The 16,479-nt window shown below is 62.8% G+C and carries 18 protein-coding genes; 3 read left to right on the forward strand and 15 right to left on the reverse strand.

The genetic code is table 11. The annotated features are described in order from the left end of the window. Positions 1 to 81: 81 nt before the first annotated feature. Positions 82 to 279: a hypothetical protein gene (locus NKH57_RS12715; protein ID WP_352608307.1), complete on the reverse strand. Its 198-nt coding sequence runs from the start codon at positions 277 to 279 to the stop codon at positions 82 to 84. A gap of 244 nt (positions 280 to 523) precedes the next feature. Here NKH57_RS12715 and NKH57_RS12720 point away from each other — a divergent pair, with 244 nt between their 5' ends. Next, entirely contained in the window at positions 524 to 709 is a 186-nt protein-coding gene (locus tag NKH57_RS12720; RefSeq protein ID WP_023757900.1) for a hypothetical protein, read from the forward strand. A gap of 42 nt (positions 710 to 751) precedes the next feature. Here NKH57_RS12720 and NKH57_RS12725 read toward each other — a convergent pair whose 3' ends face one another. From NKH57_RS12725 to NKH57_RS12775, 11 genes are all read right to left on the reverse strand, one after another. Continuing rightward, positions 752 to 1,501 carry a metallophosphoesterase family protein gene (locus NKH57_RS12725; RefSeq protein ID WP_352944580.1) on the reverse strand — a complete coding sequence of 250 codons (750 nt, stop codon included), beginning with the start codon at positions 1,499 to 1,501 and terminating at the stop codon, positions 752 to 754. Further along, on the reverse strand, positions 1,494 to 2,303 hold the full coding sequence (locus tag NKH57_RS12730) for a nucleotidyltransferase family protein (protein WP_352944582.1): 810 nt from the start codon (positions 2,301 to 2,303) through the stop codon (positions 1,494 to 1,496). The genes NKH57_RS12725 and NKH57_RS12730 overlap by 8 nt, the downstream gene beginning before the upstream one ends. Positions 2,304 to 2,692: 389 nt before the next feature. Then, entirely contained in the window at positions 2,693 to 3,565 is an 873-nt protein-coding gene (locus NKH57_RS12735; protein WP_352944584.1) for an aldose 1-epimerase family protein, read from the reverse strand. Positions 3,566 to 3,663: 98 nt separating this feature from the next. Then, complete coding sequence (locus tag NKH57_RS12740) at positions 3,664 to 5,991, reverse strand: xanthine dehydrogenase family protein molybdopterin-binding subunit (protein WP_352944586.1); 2,328 nt, start codon at positions 5,989 to 5,991, stop codon at positions 3,664 to 3,666. A 79-nt stretch (positions 5,992 to 6,070) separates the two neighbouring features. Continuing rightward, on the reverse strand, positions 6,071 to 6,541 hold the full coding sequence (locus tag NKH57_RS12745; RefSeq protein WP_023757905.1) for a nuclear transport factor 2 family protein: 471 nt from the start codon (positions 6,539 to 6,541) through the stop codon (positions 6,071 to 6,073). Between the two features lie 82 nt (positions 6,542 to 6,623). After that, positions 6,624 to 7,613 (reverse strand): FAD binding domain-containing protein, encoded by a 990-nt coding sequence (locus NKH57_RS12750; protein ID WP_023757906.1) that lies wholly within the window; start codon positions 7,611 to 7,613, stop codon positions 6,624 to 6,626. A 3-nt stretch (positions 7,614 to 7,616) separates the two neighbouring features. Then, entirely contained in the window at positions 7,617 to 8,273 is a 657-nt protein-coding gene (locus NKH57_RS12755; protein WP_352944588.1) for a 2Fe-2S iron-sulfur cluster-binding protein, read from the reverse strand. Positions 8,274 to 8,410: 137 nt separating this feature from the next. Continuing rightward, entirely contained in the window at positions 8,411 to 9,055 is a 645-nt protein-coding gene (locus NKH57_RS12760; protein ID WP_245266448.1) for a helix-turn-helix domain-containing protein, read from the reverse strand. A gap of 372 nt (positions 9,056 to 9,427) precedes the next feature. Then, a complete protein-coding gene (locus tag NKH57_RS12765; protein WP_023757909.1) occupies positions 9,428 to 10,144 on the reverse strand; it encodes a Bax inhibitor-1/YccA family protein in 717 nt (238 codons plus the stop codon). Positions 10,145 to 10,185: 41 nt separating this feature from the next. Continuing rightward, on the reverse strand, positions 10,186 to 10,959 hold the full coding sequence (locus tag NKH57_RS12770) for an anti-sigma factor family protein (RefSeq protein WP_023757910.1): 774 nt from the start codon (positions 10,957 to 10,959) through the stop codon (positions 10,186 to 10,188). Then, positions 10,956 to 11,477: a sigma-70 family RNA polymerase sigma factor gene (locus NKH57_RS12775; protein WP_352944591.1), complete on the reverse strand. Its 522-nt coding sequence runs from the start codon at positions 11,475 to 11,477 to the stop codon at positions 10,956 to 10,958. Before NKH57_RS12775 ends, NKH57_RS12770 begins: the two co-directional genes overlap by 4 nt. Before the next feature lie 193 nt (positions 11,478 to 11,670). Between NKH57_RS12775 and NKH57_RS12780 the strand changes: the two genes are divergently transcribed. Beyond that, positions 11,671 to 12,855: an amino acid aminotransferase gene (locus NKH57_RS12780; RefSeq protein WP_352944593.1), complete on the forward strand. Its 1,185-nt coding sequence runs from the start codon at positions 11,671 to 11,673 to the stop codon at positions 12,853 to 12,855. A 137-nt stretch (positions 12,856 to 12,992) separates the two neighbouring features. Beyond that, complete coding sequence (mazG, locus tag NKH57_RS12785; RefSeq protein ID WP_352944595.1) at positions 12,993 to 13,817, forward strand: nucleoside triphosphate pyrophosphohydrolase; 825 nt, start codon at positions 12,993 to 12,995, stop codon at positions 13,815 to 13,817. Positions 13,818 to 13,823: 6 nt separating this feature from the next. Here the strand turns inward: mazG and hflX are convergent, their stop codons facing one another. The 3 genes from hflX to NKH57_RS12800 all read right to left on the reverse strand — a co-directional run bounded on the left by hflX (position 13,824) and on the right by NKH57_RS12800 (position 16,470). Next, the gene (hflX, locus tag NKH57_RS12790; protein WP_352944597.1) at positions 13,824 to 15,215 is read right to left on the reverse strand and encodes a GTPase HflX; all 1,392 of its coding nucleotides are present in this window, start codon (positions 15,213 to 15,215) and stop codon (positions 13,824 to 13,826) included. Beyond that, positions 15,216 to 15,461: an RNA chaperone Hfq gene (hfq, locus tag NKH57_RS12795; protein WP_006202172.1), complete on the reverse strand. Its 246-nt coding sequence runs from the start codon at positions 15,459 to 15,461 to the stop codon at positions 15,216 to 15,218. Positions 15,462 to 15,606: 145 nt separating this feature from the next. Next, positions 15,607 to 16,470 carry a D-amino-acid transaminase gene (locus NKH57_RS12800; RefSeq protein ID WP_352944599.1) on the reverse strand — a complete coding sequence of 288 codons (864 nt, stop codon included), beginning with the start codon at positions 16,468 to 16,470 and terminating at the stop codon, positions 15,607 to 15,609. Between the last annotated feature and the right edge of the window lie 9 nt (positions 16,471 to 16,479).

Below are 16,479 nucleotides of genomic sequence, written 5' to 3' on the forward strand. Positions count from 1 at the left end.
AATCCTCGGCGAGGTCACGTCAACCGAATGCCGAAATTACTTCACCGAGGCTGGCTATGCCCAACCTAAATTCATCCCGCTCTAGACGCCGAGTACGAGACGAACGCGGTTGTCGTCAATTGTCCGCTTGCTTCGACTTGCGGTCTCGCGCTTGCGAACAGATGTCGCCTGGACTGGAGGCTCTTCATTCTCGTCCGGATTGGGCAGCGGAGTTTCGTCCGGCAGCCCTTCGGGTTCAGGCTCCTCGATCGGCTCAGGCTTCCACGTCGGAGCCGGCATGGGTACATCGCGATTTGGATCGGGTTCTCTTGGCTGGGGCATCGAGGTCATCTCCGTTCAGCCTGAGCAACTCATCCACCCCGCCATGGTTCCTGGCTAAACCCCTTACCGCTCTGATCATTGCGCAGAGGAATCGCACATGCTGGTGGTCGCGACGAGGCGTTGGCCTTCGGGTTTTGCATAACTTTCGGAACCGGTCCGATTCTCAAGCCGTTGTCTTGGAAAGACAGCGAGGAGAACCGCCATGAAGGACAAGGCAGCAGATTTCGAAAACACCTTGCCGCAGGTTGCTATCGACGATCTCCAGGTGCGGCAGCTTGCCGTCGCAACCGATTTGCCCTCCAAGCAAGCCCGCGAACTGGTGCGTCGCCACGGCAACGACCCCAAGAAGCTGGAAGAACTGGCCAAGTCGATCAACGCAGCGAATTGAACCTGGTCGATTGAACCTGGTCAGGCTACATGCCGACGCGCATCAGATGTCGAGCAAGGCATAGGGACGGCCGCTCGGCTTGGCTACATGCATGGCGACGTTGTAGACCTTGGCTCCGCCAGGCGTTTGACCTTTGTACGAGCCGCGATGAGCATGGCCATGCACGACGGCGCTGACCTGGAACCGATCGATCGTTTCCGCCAGACGTGAGGAGCCTAGAAACGGGAATATCTCCGGCGGCTCTCCTGCAACGGTCTCCACGACCGGCGCGTAGTGAAGGACCACGATCGTGCGTTTCGCGCGGACCTGCCGCATCGCCTTTTCGAGCCGCATTGCTTCGCTGACGCTTTCCGCGACCATCGCTTTGATCGCCGGTTCGCCGAAGGAGCCAAGCATGCGCGACCCGAAACCGCCTACGAACCCCTTCACACCGACAAAACCGACCTCCCCAATTTCGATCGCCTGCCCGTCGAGGAGGTGAACGTCCGCCTGGCGCAGGATCTTGGTGACATCTTCTGCCGCATCGGACTCATAGTCATGATTACCGAGCACGGCCACCACCGGGATCGAGCAGTTGCGCAGATCCTCGGCGAGGAGCTCCGCTTCACTAGGCTTACCGAGATTGGTGAGATCGCCCGCGAGTACGAGGACATCGGCTTCGCGCGATATCTCGCCGAAAAGATCGCGATAAGAGGCATGGCCATCTTCCCTGACATGCAGGTCGCCTAGCGCGGCAATCTTGAGCATGCGTTTGCCGTCCGCCGGCGTGGCCTTCCTGTTGCGATCAGCCATCGCGAAATTCTCCCGCGCCGCCGACGCCGGCAAAGCCCCATTCCTTGACATCGATTTCGTAGTCGACTTGCGAAAGCAGGCGCCCGCGGCAGATCTTCATTCTGGGAGACGGCAATTGTCGCTGCTTGGCGAGACGGTCCAGCAATTCATCGAGCAGCCAAGCCGGAACATGATCGCGCTCGCTCGGATAGATCCACCTGAAATTGAGCAGATGCATCAGCAGCACCTCCCAGTGAACCTCCAGATAGGAAAGCAGCCTGTGCCAGTCGATCTGGTCATGCGCCTTGAGAATCGTATGAGCGATATCGGCTCCGTCGTGACGCCCCCTGTCCTGGATGAAGCATTTGGACCAGACGAGTTCGGTCGGCCCGATAATTCTCACCCGGTTGCCCAGCAGCTCGGTCTGCCGGGCGTGTTCCAGCCACAGATCGCCAACAGGCATCATGCCATTGGCGGAGCCGAAAATGACATCGAAGAAATGCGTGCCCTTGAACACTTTTCCAAGCCACCGATCGTCTTCGATTTCGACCGCATATCCAAGCTGTTTGAAATGGGCGAGGATGCGCGCATAGTCGCCCGCCTTACAGAAGATATCGAGATCCTTGGTCTGGCGGGTGACGCCCGTGTAGGCGCTTAAGGCGTATGTTCCAGCGACAAGAAAAGGAATGTCCGTGCCGGTGAGTTCGTGGATCGCCTCCGAATAGAACACCTCGGCCTCGGTGTTGTTGAGTGTCGGCGCGGCCTTTGCATCAATCGTGGGAAGCGTAACCAGAACGTTTTCAGGTGAACGACCATTGGTCATGATATGATGACTCCAATCCGACGGCCAACGACCGCCCGCTGGAGTAACAACGTGAACCGCACCCGGTTCCGCCAGCAGGGGCAGTCGAGTGGATTCGTTCTCGTCCTGTCGGCCTGACCGCCGCGCGCCTCCTGGTCAATGTGAACGGGTTCCTTCGCAGCCTTCGCCGGTGCGTTGGCTGACGGAGCATCAAACGAAAAACCCGCCTGTAAGGCGGGTCACTGGCGCGAATCAGCACCATAGGCAAACTTGTACCATAGCTGAGGTCACGGAATCAAGAAAAAATTCCTATCGGTGAAAAGCTGCCGGCGCAAAAGCTGCCAACACCGCCGAACTGGGGCTGTCGTCAGGCATTGGGCACCGCCGGTGTGGCTGGATCTGCCGGCACGTCACAGCAGCCGTATCTGATAGCTCAGCACGCGCTTCCCACCGGGCGCGATCCGCATCAGTCCCGGCTTGTCGACAAAATCGCCGTCGAAGTCCACCGGGCTTGCTATGCCGTGCCAGGGTTCGATGCACAGGAACGGCGCGCCACTCGGCTTTGACCAGATGCCCAACTCCTGAACCCCTTGCCACGACATCTCTATCGCCGGACCACGCTCGGAGGCGTAGCGCACGCTGGTGCTGGCAGGCCGATCGAGAATGACCGCGTCCTCATCGAACAGCCGTTCGGAGAGCTTGAGGATATTGCCCTCGACAGGCGTCGGCTGCGGCGTCGGCAACAGCAAACCGTCCTTCAGCCGGCGGATCGGCGCACCCTCGTCCTCGGCAAAGGCCAGCTGGTAATCCGTCTTGGCCAGCTCCGGCAGCAATGGCCAATTGAATGCCGGGTGCGCCCCGATCGACGCTGGCAGCGGCTCGTCGCCAGTGTTGGTGATGTCGAAGGTCACGCCGAGCTGCCGGCGGTCCAACGTGTGGGTCACCGCCAGGCGAAAGGCGAATGGGTAGTGTGCGCGGGTATCGGCGTCGTCGGTGAGAACCAGCGTGCAGGACCCTGGCCGCCTCTGCGCCCAGGCAAACGGCTTGTCGCGCGCGAACCCATGCTGCGTCATCGGATAGGTTCGGCCGCGATGGCGCAACTGGTCGCCCTTGAGCCGCCCGACGATCGGGAACAGCACCGGCGAGTGACGCCGCCATTCCGGGCCGGCCTGCCATAGAAACTCTGTGCCGTCGGCATCGCGCAGAGAGACCAGTTCGGCGCCCTGCCCGACGACAGTCGCCGAGATGCCGTCGCCGTGAAGCGTCTGGCTATCCTGTTCCATATGTCCTCGCGGTTTGCTGGCGGGACAGTCAGGTTAGCAAAAGCCTTCGCGGACTCAAGGGCGAGCGTGTTGGCGCCTTCGTCCTGGTGCTTGCCGGATCAGATGGCGGTCAAGGGCAAGCCAGGCAGCACCTTGTCAAGGGTGATCGGAAATTCGCGCACCCTGACGCCGGTGGCGTTGTAGACGGCGTTGGCGACAGCAGCCCCCGCCCCGCAGACGCCAAGTTCGCCTAATCCCTTGGCGCCGAGTGGATTGGCCTTGTCATCGTGTTCCTCGAGGAAGACGACCTCCATCGCGCCGATATCGGCATTGACCGGGACGTGATACTCGGCAAGGTCGTGGTTGACGAAGTGGCCGTGGCGCCGATCGAGCACCGTCTCCTCCATCAGCGCGGCGCCGATGCCCCAGCTCATGCCGCCGATGATTTGTGAGCGCGCGGTTTTCGGGTTGAGGATGCGGCCGGCGCCAATCACTGCCAGAAAGCGACGCATCCGGATTTCGCCGGTATCGCAATCGACCGCGACCTCGGCGAAATGGGCGCCGTGTGAGTGCTGGGAATAAGCCTTGTAGGTTTCGGTGGCATTGGCGGCGGCAACTGAGCCTTCGGCCTCGAACCCGTCCGGGGCAATATTGCGAATGAGATCGCTCAGCCTTGCCGAACGCTCGCCGATCCTGACTTCGCCGTGGGCGAAGTTCGCCTCGCTGACATTGACGCCACGGAACGGCGAAGCTTCGCTCGACCGCGCCACTTCCAGGATCCGCTGCTTGAGGATGCTGCACGCCTGATGCAGCGCGGAACCCGAACTCGTCGCACCCCAGGAGCCGCCGGAGCCGGCGGTGCGCGGGAAAAGGCTGTCGCCAAGCTCCACCTTGACAGATGAGAGCGGCAAGCCAAGGTTTTGCGCGACGATCTGAGTCAAGATCGTATAGGTGCCGGTGCCGATATCTGTCATGTCGAGCCGTGCCGTGACCTGGCCGTCCCGGTCGATCGCGACCCGCGCCGTCGTCGCGCCTATATAGTTCGGACGGATCGCCGCCGCCATGCCGTAGCCAATGAGGTTGCGGCCCTCCCGGGTGCGGCCGGGCACCGGATCCCGCCCCTGCCAGCCGAAACGACGCGCACCCTCCTCCATGCAGGCCACGAGGTTGCGGGTCGAAAACGGCACACCGCGCTCCGGATCCTGTGTCGGCTCGTTGCGAATCCTGAGCTCGATCGGATCCAGCCTAAGATGCTCGGCAAGTTCGTCCATGGCGCATTCGAAGGCTAGCATGCCCGGCGCTTCGCCGGGCGAGCGCATCCATTCGCCGCGATTGATATCGAGTCGAACCAAGCGATGGCGGGTAAGGCGGTTCGGCGCCGCGTAGAGCGAGCGGGCAAAGGCTGCCGTCTGCTCGCAATACTCCTCGAAGCTCGACGTCGCCGACCAGACGTCATGCGAGATCCCGGTGAGCCGTCCGTCGCTATCCGCACCGAAGCGCAGCTGATGGATCATCTCGGCGCGGTGGCCGGTGTTGGCGAACATCTGCTGGCGCGTAAGCGCGATCTTTACCGGACGCTGCAAGACCCGCGCTGCAAGCGCTGCCAGCACCGTGTCGGCATGGATAATCAACTTGGAACCGAAGCCTCCGCCGACGAAGGGGCTGACGATGCGCACGCGCTCCGGCGGCATGCCGAGCGTGGTGGCAATGCCTGCCCTGTAATTCGCAAGCGTTTGCGCTGATGTATGGATCGTCAACTCGTCTCCTGACCAGACGGCGATCGTCGCATGCGGTTCCATTGGGTTATGGTGCTCGAAGGGCGTCCGATACGTGGCATCGACCTTGACCGGAGCTTGTGCGAAGGCGCTCTCGAAGTCGCCGACAACGCTGTCCGTCGCCAGGCCGGCATTTGTTCGCCTGGGTGCATAGGCATCGCTGAGATGCGCTTGTAGATCGTAGGTGCCCACCTCCTCTTCGTAGCGCACCTTGATGAGTCCCGCGGCGGCGCGCGCCGCCTCGAACGTCTCCGCGACGACCAGCGCCACCGGCTCGTCATAGTAGCGTACGCGGTCACTGTTGAGCGCCGGTCGGGCGCGCGTGAAAACCTCCGGTACGGTCGGTGTCACCGCCGGGCCAAAATCCGGTTGTGGCGGAGCATTTCGGTGCGTCATGACGCCGACTACGCCCGGTGCCCTTTCGGCGTCCGAGATATCGATCTCCGCGATGCGACCTTTGGCGATGGCAGCGCCGAGGACATAGCCATAAGCTACGCCGTCGATTGGATGTTCATAGGCGTATGTCGCGCGGCCCGTCACCTTGAACGGCCCGTCGATGCGGTCGACGGGACGACCGATGAATTCGACATGAGGGGAAGATTTCACCGTTGAACGGGAAACAAAGCCGGTCGAATCGGCGGACTGTCCGCGAAGCGTCGTGGTCTTGTGCATGGGCTCACCTGGAATGTTTAGTTCTCGGAAACTCACATAGCCGCAGCACGGCTCTTTGTGATCGCCGCGCAGCTGCTGTTCACGTAGCAATATCGCCGAAATACTCTCGAAACTCGATCAGCCGCCCCGTCGGGCCGGCCCGCATGAAAAGCGCGTGCAGGCCCGTATAGGGCCCGCCGCCGATCGTCCCACTCCCGCGATCGCAAATGATGATCCAATCGGAGGCGAAGAGCTTAAGATCAACGATCGATTCCGTGATCCTGTTACCCTGCGCTTTATGTGCGGCGGTCCACGCTGCGAGCGCGCGCTTGCCGTTCGGCGGTTCGTGTCTACCCCGTTGCTCACCAACCGGAAATTGGAAGGTCATCGTCTCGTCGCAACGATCGAGGAAAGCCGACCAGTCGCCGGAAGCCCAGCCGGCAAAGAAGGCTTCCACGGCCGCTTCAAGTTCGCGACGAAGCTCAGTATCTGACGCGGCGCCCCAAGCGGTGGCGGGCGCGACGAGAAGGCCGCCACTGGCGGCTGTAACGGCGCGTCGCGTGAGTTTCATGTCTATCTCCTTGCCACCGGCCCGTCGACTGCGGGACAAACATCTAGGGACGGCCGTTCGGGGCCATCGTCTCTGCATGACCTTACGCGCGCTCGACCGCGGCTGCGGCAAGCGTGTGCCGCAGCGTCCGTTTGGCCAGCGGGATCTTGAAATCATTGTCGCCATGCCCGACTGCCTCGGCCAGCGCGGCTTCGGCGGCTTCGGTAAAAGCGCCATCGGACGCCACCGAGCCGGCGAGCGTTTGCTCAGCCGCGGTCGCGCGCCAGGGCTTGGCCGCGACCCCGCCCATGGCGATGCGGGCGCTGCGTATGCGATCGCCACTTTTCTCGACGATCGCCGCCACCGACACCATCGCGAAAGCATAGGAGGCGCGGTCGCGCACCTTGCGGTAGAGTTGCCGACCGGGCGGAGGGGGCGGCAAGGTGACCGCGGTGATCATCTCCCCATGACCGAGCGTGGTCTCCACGTCGGGCGTTGTCCCGGGCAGGCGATGGAGATCGCCGATCGGAATGGTGCGAGCTTCGCCACCTGGCGACAAGGTCTCGATCCTGGCGTCGAGCCCGGCCATGGCAACCGCCATGTCGGAGGGATGAACAGCAATGCAGGCGTCGTTTGCACCGAGGATCGCATGCATGCGGTTGAAGCCTTGCAGCGCGGCACAACCGGAACCCGGCTCGCGCTTGTTGCACGGCATGTTGCGGTCGTAGAAATAGAAGCAGCGCGTGCGCTGCAGGAGATTGCCGGCGGTCGAGGCCTTGTTGCGGATCTGACCGGAAGCCCCCGCCAGCAGCGCTTGTGAGAGCATCGGGTATTGCGACCTCACCCGCGGCTCGGCGGCAAGATCGCTATTGCGGACCTGCGCGCCGATGCGCAGGCCGCCCTCCTCCGTTTCCTCGATCCGGTCGAGCGGCAGGCGGCTGACGTCGACGAGATGCGCCGGCTGCTCGATATCGAGCTTCATCAGGTCGAGGAGATTGGTGCCGCCGCTGATGAATTTGGCATCCGGCCGATTGGCAACCGCGGCGGCCGCCTCTTCCGCACTCCCGGCGCGCTCATAGGTGAAAGCCCGCATCGCTCACGCCTCCCCTGCCGCGTCGCGGATGGCGGCGACGATGTTCGGATAGGCAGCACAACGGCAGATATTGCCGCTCATCCGCTCGCGGATCTCGGCATCGTCGAGCGCGACCGAGGCTGCCGCCACTTCGTCGCTGGCATGGCTCGGCCAACCCTCCCTGGCCTCGCCCAGCATGCCAACCGCGGAGCAGATCTGGCCGGGCGTGCAATATCCGCACTGGAAGCCATCGCGTGCAATGAAGGCGGCCTGAACGGGATGAAGCCGGTCGCCGTCGGCGAGCCCTTCGACTGTGGTGATCTCGTCGCCCTCATGCATGACAGCGAGCGTCAGGCAAGAATTGATCCGACGCCCGTTGACGAGGACGGTGCAGGCGCCGCACTGGCCGTGATCACAGCCTTTTTTCGAACCGGTAAGGCCGAGATGATTGCGGAACGTGTCGAGCAGCGTTGTCCGCGGATCGAGCTCGACGGCAAAGTCCCTGGCGTTGATGCGCAGCGACACCGGCATCGTTGGTCCCGGCGTGGTGGACGCTGCGACGGCGGGCTCCATTTGCTGGGCTTCTACCGGTAGCCCGGTTGCCAGCAGCAGACCGGTCGCGGCCCCTCCCTCCAGCACCGCTCGACGCGTAGGTCCGTTCCTGTTGTCTGTCTCAGCCATGCGTGATCTCCCGGGGCGCAGTGATAAGGGCTCGACAGCGACCCCGGCCCGACAGCGGGCGCGTCGGGTGCGCTCATTGACGCTTATGGACGTGGTCCGGCAGGCTCGGCATTTCTTTCAGGAAATCGGCGGCACTATCAGGATTCCGGAGAAAACTGCACCCGGTAGGCCCGAGGAGTCATGCCCCTGAGGCGCCTGAACGTCGCGGTGAAGTGGCTCTGGCTAGAGAAGCCGAAGCGAAAGGCAATGGTGCCGATGGACGACCCGGTTTCACGCAACACGACTTCCGCCCGCCGGACCCGTTCCTCGATCACGTAGGCGTAGGGTGCAAGACCGGTCGTCGCCTTGAAGCGGCGCGCAAACGTGTCGACTCCCATCTCTGCGACAGCCGCCAGCTCGCGCAGCGAAATGTCGGAGTTGATGCGTGCCTCGATGTATTCCCGGATGCGGGCAAACGTGCGGCGGCTGAGACGGCCGTAACGCGGGGCCGGGAGCTGCTTGCCGGCCAGCATCGCCACGCGCATGCTGACGAGCGCAGCCAGATGCTCGACATAGCCGGTGTCCGGCCTGTGACCGAGCGCCATCTCGACCCGGAGCGAACTCAAAAGCGTTGCGATGACATTATCGCTCCTGTTCACCAGGATCGGCGTATCCGCAAGCCTTTCGCTTCCTGGAAATTCGGGATCGATCCACAGGGCCGAATAGGAAAGATTGACATCCCGATAGACGCCGAGCCGCTCCGCGCCGGCGGGGACGAAGGTGAGGTCTCCCGGACGATCCATCCCGTCGTAGACGGACTTTTCCCCGGAGCGGATCGATGTATGCGACGTCCCCCCTTCCTCAGTCAGTACGATCAGATGGTGGGGAGCTGTCCAGCGGAGCTCTGCATCCCGGCACACCCAGCGCCGATTGTCGAAAACGACCGAAGAGTCGACCCAGGCTGCCGTTTGCAGGGCTTCCGACTTCTCCTCCCGGCTCCGAATCCGTCCGTGACCAAGCAAGGGTCTGAATGACATCGCGATATTTTACTGATCCACTTTTGAGCAACAGAACGCTCGGGTTGGAATTATTCGCTGGCCTCCGATGGCAAGATGATCAGCAAGGAAGCCCGGACCTGCCCGATCTGGTCGACCGGGCAGGCCCTTGGAACGGGATTACTCGCGCTCTCCGGTGAAATTCAACAGCAGCTGGAAGATGTTGATGAAGTTCAGATAGAGCGACAAGGCGCCGAAGACGGCCAGCTTCTGGCGCGATTCGCCGTCGAAATTCTCGGCATACTGCTCCTTGATCGTCTGGGTGTCCCAGGCGGTCAGGCCGATGAACACGGCAATGCCGATCACCGAGATGGCGAACTGCAGCGCGGTCGAGCCGAGGAAGATGTTGACGATGCTGGCAATCACCACGCCGATCAGGCCCATGATGAGGAACGACGAGAACTGGGTCAAGTCGCGCCTGGTCGTGTAGCCGTAGAGGCTGGTGGCGCCGAACATGGTGGCGGCGATGAAAAAAGTGCGCGCGATGCTTGTTCCCGTGAAGACCAGGAATACGGATGCGAGCGACAGGCCCATGACCGCGCAGAAGGCCCAGAACATCGCCTGGGCGCTGGCCGCCGACATTGTCTGCATCTTGAACGAGAACAGCAAGACGAAGGCGAGCGGCGCCAGCATCACCACCCATTTCAGCGGGCTGGAGAAGATCGGCACATAGAGCGCCGGCGTCGACGAGATCATCAAGGCAACGAGGCCGGTGACCACCAGGCCGACGCCCATGTAGTTGTAGACGCGCAGCATATGCTGACGCAGCCCCTCGTCAAAAATGGCTCTGGTTTGGGCGCCGGTGCCGACGCGGTATCCCAGGTTAGGCGTGTTCATTTGCATTCTCCTTTCAAGATCGGTCGGTAAGGGTGGATCGATCAGTAAAGCGTCTTGGCGAGCGTCTCGGCGGCGCGGTCGAGGTCGCGGACCTCGCTTTGTCCGACCACCGCATAGGCGACCTCGCCGATCTGGAAGTAGGCCGACGAAATGTCGCCCAAGGGCGCGATGGTCGGCTTGACGACGTCGAAGGTTCCAGGCCGGATCGCGAATAGCGACACCAGCCCCATGTCTTTCGTCTCGACCGCCATCTCGACGCTCGGCCCAAAGCGCGACGGGTAGATCTGCACGTCGCGGACTTTCCAGTCCGTTGGCAGCGACGGCATGACGATGGCGGTCGCGGCACGGATCTCGCCGGCGTCGTAATCGGGCGCTTCCGGCTGCGACGGCATGCTTTCGCGCACCAGCGTCGTTCTATGGGCCCGCACCGCCTCATCGACATAGGCAGGCGGCTGTGGCGAGGCGACGACCTTGGTCACCGACATCGGCCCGATGATGCCATTCGCCAGCCAGCCGGCGGCGACGAAGACGGCAACCACCGCCGCGCGCTGCAACACACCGAAGATGCGGCCGCGGGCAAGCCCCCTCTCCAGCCGCCGCGCGGCATCGGCGGTCGCTGGCCGCGCCATGCCCTTGGGGCCGGCAAGCGCCACGCGCAGTTCATCGCGGGTGCGGAGATCGGACATCACGCGCGCCGCTGCTTCCGGCCGGGCCGACAGAAATGCCTCGACCTCGATGCGGCGGGTGACATCGATCTGGTCGTCGACATAGGCGTCGAGGTCGATATCGGTCACGGGATCGACAGCTGCTGTCATGACGGGCCTCCAACGATCCTAAGGTGGTTTTTCGCCTTCGCGGGTGCCGCCGCCTCCATCTCGCGCAATGCGGCGCGCGCCCTGCCGATGCGTGACATCAACGTTCCCAGCGGCACGCTGCTGGCATCGGCGGCCTGCTGGTAGGACAGCCCCTCGATGGCGACGAGATGCAGCGCCGAGCGCTGTTCTTCCGGCAGGCTGAAAAAGGCTTCGCGCACTTGAGCCAGGCGCACCGAATGTTCCTGCGGCGCCGGCGTGCTGCCATCGGCCAGGTATCCGGCCTGTTCGAGGCGTGCCGCTTCGGACCTGCGGGACCGCATCTTGTCGACGAAGGTGTTGTGGACGATCGACAGCAGCCACGCGCGCAGATTTCCACCGGAGCGGAAGGTGCCGCGCCGCTCATAGGCACGCACCAGCGCATCGTGCACGAGATCCTCGGCCTCCGTGCTGTCGCGCGTCAGCGAGCGCGCGTAACGGCGCAGCGAACTGAGCTGTCCTATGATGTCAAAGCGCGGCATCGACGGTTTCATGTCCTGTTTACGGAGCATGTGGGGATTTTAATCCCGGCCTTGCCAATTTTCTTCGCCGGGTTCGCTGGAGGATATCGTTCGCGGCTGCCCCAGAAAGCTTTGCGCGGACTGAGACGACAGGAAAAGCGCTGGCGAAAAGTGACCGATTTGCGTATCACTCCGCCGCAATTGGAGCCGTTCGATGTTTGAAACCCTGCAGCCCGCCCCCGCCGACAAGATCCTTGCCCTGATCGGCCTCTATCGCGCCGACCCGCGACCCGACAAAGTCGATCTCGGCGTCGGCGTCTACAAGGATCGCGACGGCAAGACGCCGGTCATGCGGGCGGTGCGCGAAGCCGAAAAGCGGCTGCTGCAGGGGCAGGACACCAAGACCTATCTCGGCCTTGCCGGCGATATCGGTTTCAACACGGTAATGGCCAAGCTCGCCTTCGGCCCCGGCGCCGACATGACGCGCATCCGCGCGGCACAAGCGCCTGGCGGCTCCGGCGCGCTGCGGCTGGTGGCGGAACTGCTCAAGCGGACACGCTCCGACGCAACCATCTGGCTGTCGGACCCGACCTGGCCGAACCACATGCCGGTGATGCGTGCCGCCGGCCTGCAGATCCGCGAATACCCCTATTTCGATGCCGCCTCGGGCACTGTGCGCTTCGACGACATGCTGGCGGCGTTGCGAACGGCAAGAAAGGGTGACGTGGTGTTGCTGCACGGCTGCTGCCACAACCCGACCGGCGCCAATCTGGATGCGGCGCAATGGGCGGCCGTAACCGAGCTGGTCGTCGAGCGCGAACTGCTGCCGTTTGTCGACATCGCCTATCAAGGCTTTGGCGATGGCCTTGAGGCCGACGCCCTCGGTTTGCGCCTGCTGGCCGCGAAAGTTCCGGAAATGGTCGTCGCCTCGAGCTGCTCGAAGAATTTTGCCGTCTACCGCGACCGCGTCGGCGCGGCGATGATCCTGGCCAAGGACGGCGCACAGGCCGATGTGGCGATGAGCCAGATGCTGTCGGCGGCGCGCGCCATGTATTCGATGCCACCGGACCACGGTGCTGCCGCCGTGCGCATCGTGCTCGAAGACGCCGCTCTGCGTGCAGACTGGGAGGCCGAACTCGAAGAGATGCGCCTGCGCATGCTCAGACTCCGTGTCCAGTTCGCCGAGGCACTGCGGCGTCAGTCCAATTCCGACCGTTTCGATTTCGTCGCCAGCCATCGCGGCATGTTCTCCCGCCTTGGCCTCACGGAAGCGCAGGTCGAACGGCTGCGTTCCGAGCACGGCATCTACATGGTCGGCGACAGCCGCATCAATGTTGCCGGCCTGCCCGAGGATGGAATGGACGAACTCGCCAAGGCGATCGTCTCTGTCCTCGACTGAGGCGGCTCACTTGTGGACAAGGTTCCCGCGCCGGCTGACAGCGTTGGCCGCGCGGCCGGCCGCGGGATAGCATTCGATAGACTGTTTTGACGCAATTCCGGACAGATAACTTCACACTTTTCCTGGAATAGCTCTTGATGACGCCATCGAAAGACATTTCGCGCCTGATCGAGATCATGGCGGCGCTGCGAGCCCCAAAGACCGGGTGTCCCTGGGACATCGAACAGGATTTCTCGACCATCGCCCCCTATACGATCGAGGAGGCCTATGAGGTGGCGGACGCCATCGCGCGCGGCGACCTCGATGACCTGCGCGACGAACTTGGCGACCTCCTGCTGCAGGTCGTCTACCACGCGCAAATGGCTGAAGAGGCAGGTGAATTCGCCTTCGGCGATGTGGTCAAGGCAATCACCACCAAGATGATCCGCCGCCACCCGCACGTCTTCGGCGACGAAAAGGCCCGCAGCGCCGGCATGGCCAAGGGCATGTGGGAAAGGATCAAGGCCGAGGAGAAGGCGGAGAAACGACAAGCCCGCCTCGCCCGCGGCCTCGACCCGGAAGATAACGGCAAGGGGTTTCTGGACAGCGTGCCGGTCGCCCTGCCCGCGCTGACGCGGGCACTGAAACTTCAGGAGAAGGCCGCCCGCGTCGGCTTCGACTGGAGCGAGGCAGCGCCCATCCTCGACAAGATCGAGGAAGAGATCGGCGAATTGCGCGAGGCGCTGGCCAAGGGCGAAACGGCCTCGATCAAGGACGAGTTCGGCGACATGCTGTTTGCCGTCGTCAATCTCGGCCGCCATTTGAAGGTCGATTCCGAAGCGGCGCTGAGCGGCACCAACGAAAAATTCCGCTCACGCTTCCATTATGTCGAACAGGCCCTTGAGAAATCCGGTAGCACGCTGGAGAAGGCGACCTTGCCCGAAATGGAAGCGCTCTGGCAGGAAGCAAAAACCGCGAAGTAAGTTCCCTTACCCGTTATTTTTGCGACGCAATCTGCTTTCGATCTCTTCGCGGGCGCTTTGCGTGGCCTTGAGCGAGATGGTGGCGCTGCCGTCGTCATTGTCGCTTCGCGAAACGATATCGCCATTGCGATAGAGCCAGTCGACAAGGCCGAACTGCGCCGGCTCGATCGTCACCGTCAGGTCTTCGAGCTCGCCCGCCATCCGCGTTTCGATGATCGCCTTCAGCGCATCGATACCCTCGCCGGTCACCGCCGAAATGGCGATCGGCGGGGCTTTGCTGGCGTCGGCGCTGTCGGCAAGCAGCCGGCTGCGGTTGCCCTCGTCAAGCAGGTCGATCTTGTTCCAGACCTCGATGACCCGCTTGTCATCACCGGCGTCGACGCCGAGGTCGGCGAGGATGCGCTCGACATCCTCGGCCTGGGCCGCCGTGTCCGGATCGGAAATGTCGCGCAGATGGATGACGAGATCGGCCTCGACAACCTCTTCCAGGGTGGCGCGGAAAGCCGCGATCAGATGCGTCGGCAGGTCCGAAATGAAGCCGACCGTGTCCGAAAGGATGATCGGCGTGCCGTGCGGCAGGCGCACACGCCGAAGCGTTGGATCGAGCGTGGCGAACAGCATGTCCTGCGCCAGCACGTCTGCTCCGGTCAGCCGATTGAACAGCGTCGACTTCCCGGCATTGGTATAGCCGACGATCGCCACCACCGGGAACGGCACCTTCTTGCGCTTGGCGCGGTGAAGGTCGCGCGTGCGGCGCACCGTTTCCAGCTCCTGCTTCAGCTTGATGATCTTTTCCTGCAGCTGCCGCCGGTCGGATTCGATCTGCGTTTCGCCGGGGCCGCCGAGGAAGCCGGCACCGCCGCGCTGGCGTTCGAGGTGGGTCCAGCTGCGCACGAGACGGCCCTTCTGGTAGTTGAGATGGGCGAGCTCGACCTGCAAGGTGCCTTCCTTGGTGCGCGCGCGCTCGCCGAATATCTCGAGGATCAGCCCGGTGCGATCCAGCACCTTGGCGTCCAACTCTTTCTCCAGATTGCGCTGCTGCACCGGAGTCAGCGGATGGTCGACGACGACCACTTCCGCATGTCCCTCTTTGACGATTTCTGCGAATTCCGCGACCTTGCCGCTGCCAAGCAACGTCGCCGGGCGCGGATCATTGACGGTCACCACCGCGGTATGGATCAGATCAAGATTGATGGCGCGGGCGAGACCCACGGCCTCATCATGACGAGCATCAGCCGAACGCATCAGCCGTGGACGGTTGGTCTCGTCCTCATTGCGCTGGTGGCGGGTAAGGACGGGCACAATGACAACGGCCCGGGTCGGGCCCTTGGCTTCCGTCCCGGGATGATGCGCTGGTTTTCCGCGAACGGTAGCGTCCGCGTCTTTCTCACGTGCCAATCAGGCGCCCTGGCTTTCCTCGCCATCGAACATTTGAACCGGCTGGCTCGGCATGATCGTGGAAATGGCGTGCTTGTAGACGAGCTGGGAGTGACCATCACGGCGCAACAGGACACAGAAATTGTCGAACGAAGTGACCACGCCGGTCAGCTTCACGCCGTTGATGAGGAAGATGGTGAGCGGATTCTTGCTCTTGCGAACTGAATTCAGGAACAGGTCCTGAAGGTTTTGCGATCGTTCCGCCATTGTTCTTGTCTTTCGCCGATCCCCTTCGGTTTGCAAGCCAATGCGCCAAATTAACGGGCGCATGTCAAGCTCACAAACACCGTCTTGTCGTCAGCAACGACAAGCAGAACGAGATAAATTGATGTTCATTCCACCTGTGCGGTTATCAGGCTGGACTTTTTTCCGCAATGTCAAAAAAGGCTTGTCGCAACGAAAGTGTTATCGAACCGGGGTGCCCATTGGCGATTGTATCGCCGTCGATGGCCACAACCGGCATGGCGATTGTCGTTGCGGAGCTGATGAACGCCTCGCGTGCCGCCTTGGCCTCGGCGACAGAAAAGCCGCGCTCCTCGATCTTCACGCCGAGCTTGGCCGCCACTTCAAACATGGTCGTGCGGGTGATGCCGCGCAAGATGCCATGCTCGGCCGGCCTGGTAACCAGGACGCCATCCCGGGTGACGATCCAGGCATTGGACGAGCCGCCTTCCTTGACGTTGCCGTCGGTGTCGACGAACCACGCTTCCTGGGCGCCGGCTTCCTTGGCCTTCTGCTTGGCCAATACATTGGGCAGCAACCCGACGCTCTTGATGTCGACGCGGTCCCAACGGTTCTCCGGCACGGTGATGACCGCAATGCCGGTTTCAGCGCGTTTTGCAGCAGAGGCGGGATCGGCCTTCCTGGCGGTGACCACCAGGGACGGCTTGGTGTCGGCGGACGGGAAGACAAAGTCGCGGCTGGAAACGCCGCGCGTCACCTGGACATAGACCAGGCCGTTGGCGACATGGTTGCGGTTGACCACCTCGCGCAGGATCAGCGGCAGCACGTGAGAGGTGACCGGCCAGGCGATCGACAATTCGGTCAAGGAGCGGTTCAGCCGGGCCAGATGGCGCGGCATGTCGACGATGAAGCCGCGCGCCACCTCGCAGACCTCATAGACGCCGTCGGCGAACTGATAACCGCGATCCTCGATATGCACGGCAGCATCCGCGTGAGTGACGTAGCGGCCGTTGACATAGGCAATACGCGGCATTGGCAACCC

Origin of the sequence: Mesorhizobium sp. M1050 (genome assembly GCF_040318715.1) — a bacterium.
GTDB lineage: Bacteria > Pseudomonadota > Alphaproteobacteria > Rhizobiales > Rhizobiaceae > Mesorhizobium.

Coding starts and splice junctions, on each gene's coding strand:
- NKH57_RS12770 (WP_023757910.1), bottom strand. CDS start 10,959: ATGACAGCAGCTGTCGATCCCGTGACCGATATCGACCTCGACGCCTAT.
- NKH57_RS12775 (WP_352944591.1), bottom strand. CDS start 11,477: ATGCCGCGCTTTGACATCATAGGACAGCTCAGTTCGCTGCGCCGTTAC.
- NKH57_RS12715 (WP_352608307.1), bottom strand. CDS start 279: ATGCCGGCTCCGACGTGGAAGCCTGAGCCGATCGAGGAGCCTGAACCC.
- NKH57_RS12750 (WP_023757906.1), bottom strand. CDS start 7,613: ATGCGGGCTTTCACCTATGAGCGCGCCGGGAGTGCGGAAGAGGCGGCC.
- NKH57_RS12740 (WP_352944586.1), bottom strand. CDS start 5,991: ATGCACAAGACCACGACGCTTCGCGGACAGTCCGCCGATTCGACCGGC.
- NKH57_RS12755 (WP_352944588.1), bottom strand. CDS start 8,273: ATGGCTGAGACAGACAACAGGAACGGACCTACGCGTCGAGCGGTGCTG.
- NKH57_RS12735 (WP_352944584.1), bottom strand. CDS start 3,565: ATGGAACAGGATAGCCAGACGCTTCACGGCGACGGCATCTCGGCGACT.
- NKH57_RS12765 (WP_023757909.1), bottom strand. CDS start 10,144: ATGAACACGCCTAACCTGGGATACCGCGTCGGCACCGGCGCCCAAACC.
- mazG (WP_352944595.1), top strand. CDS start 12,993: ATGACGCCATCGAAAGACATTTCGCGCCTGATCGAGATCATGGCGGCG.
- NKH57_RS12760 (WP_245266448.1), bottom strand. CDS start 9,055: ATGGATCGTCCGGGAGACCTCACCTTCGTCCCCGCCGGCGCGGAGCGG.
- hfq (WP_006202172.1), bottom strand. CDS start 15,461: ATGGCGGAACGATCGCAAAACCTTCAGGACCTGTTCCTGAATTCAGTT.
- NKH57_RS12720 (WP_023757900.1), top strand. CDS start 524: ATGAAGGACAAGGCAGCAGATTTCGAAAACACCTTGCCGCAGGTTGCT.
- NKH57_RS12730 (WP_352944582.1), bottom strand. CDS start 2,303: ATGACCAATGGTCGTTCACCTGAAAACGTTCTGGTTACGCTTCCCACG.
- NKH57_RS12800 (WP_352944599.1), bottom strand. CDS start 16,470: ATGCCGCGTATTGCCTATGTCAACGGCCGCTACGTCACTCACGCGGAT.
- NKH57_RS12745 (WP_023757905.1), bottom strand. CDS start 6,541: ATGAAACTCACGCGACGCGCCGTTACAGCCGCCAGTGGCGGCCTTCTC.
- NKH57_RS12780 (WP_352944593.1), top strand. CDS start 11,671: ATGTTTGAAACCCTGCAGCCCGCCCCCGCCGACAAGATCCTTGCCCTG.
- NKH57_RS12725 (WP_352944580.1), bottom strand. CDS start 1,501: ATGGCTGATCGCAACAGGAAGGCCACGCCGGCGGACGGCAAACGCATG.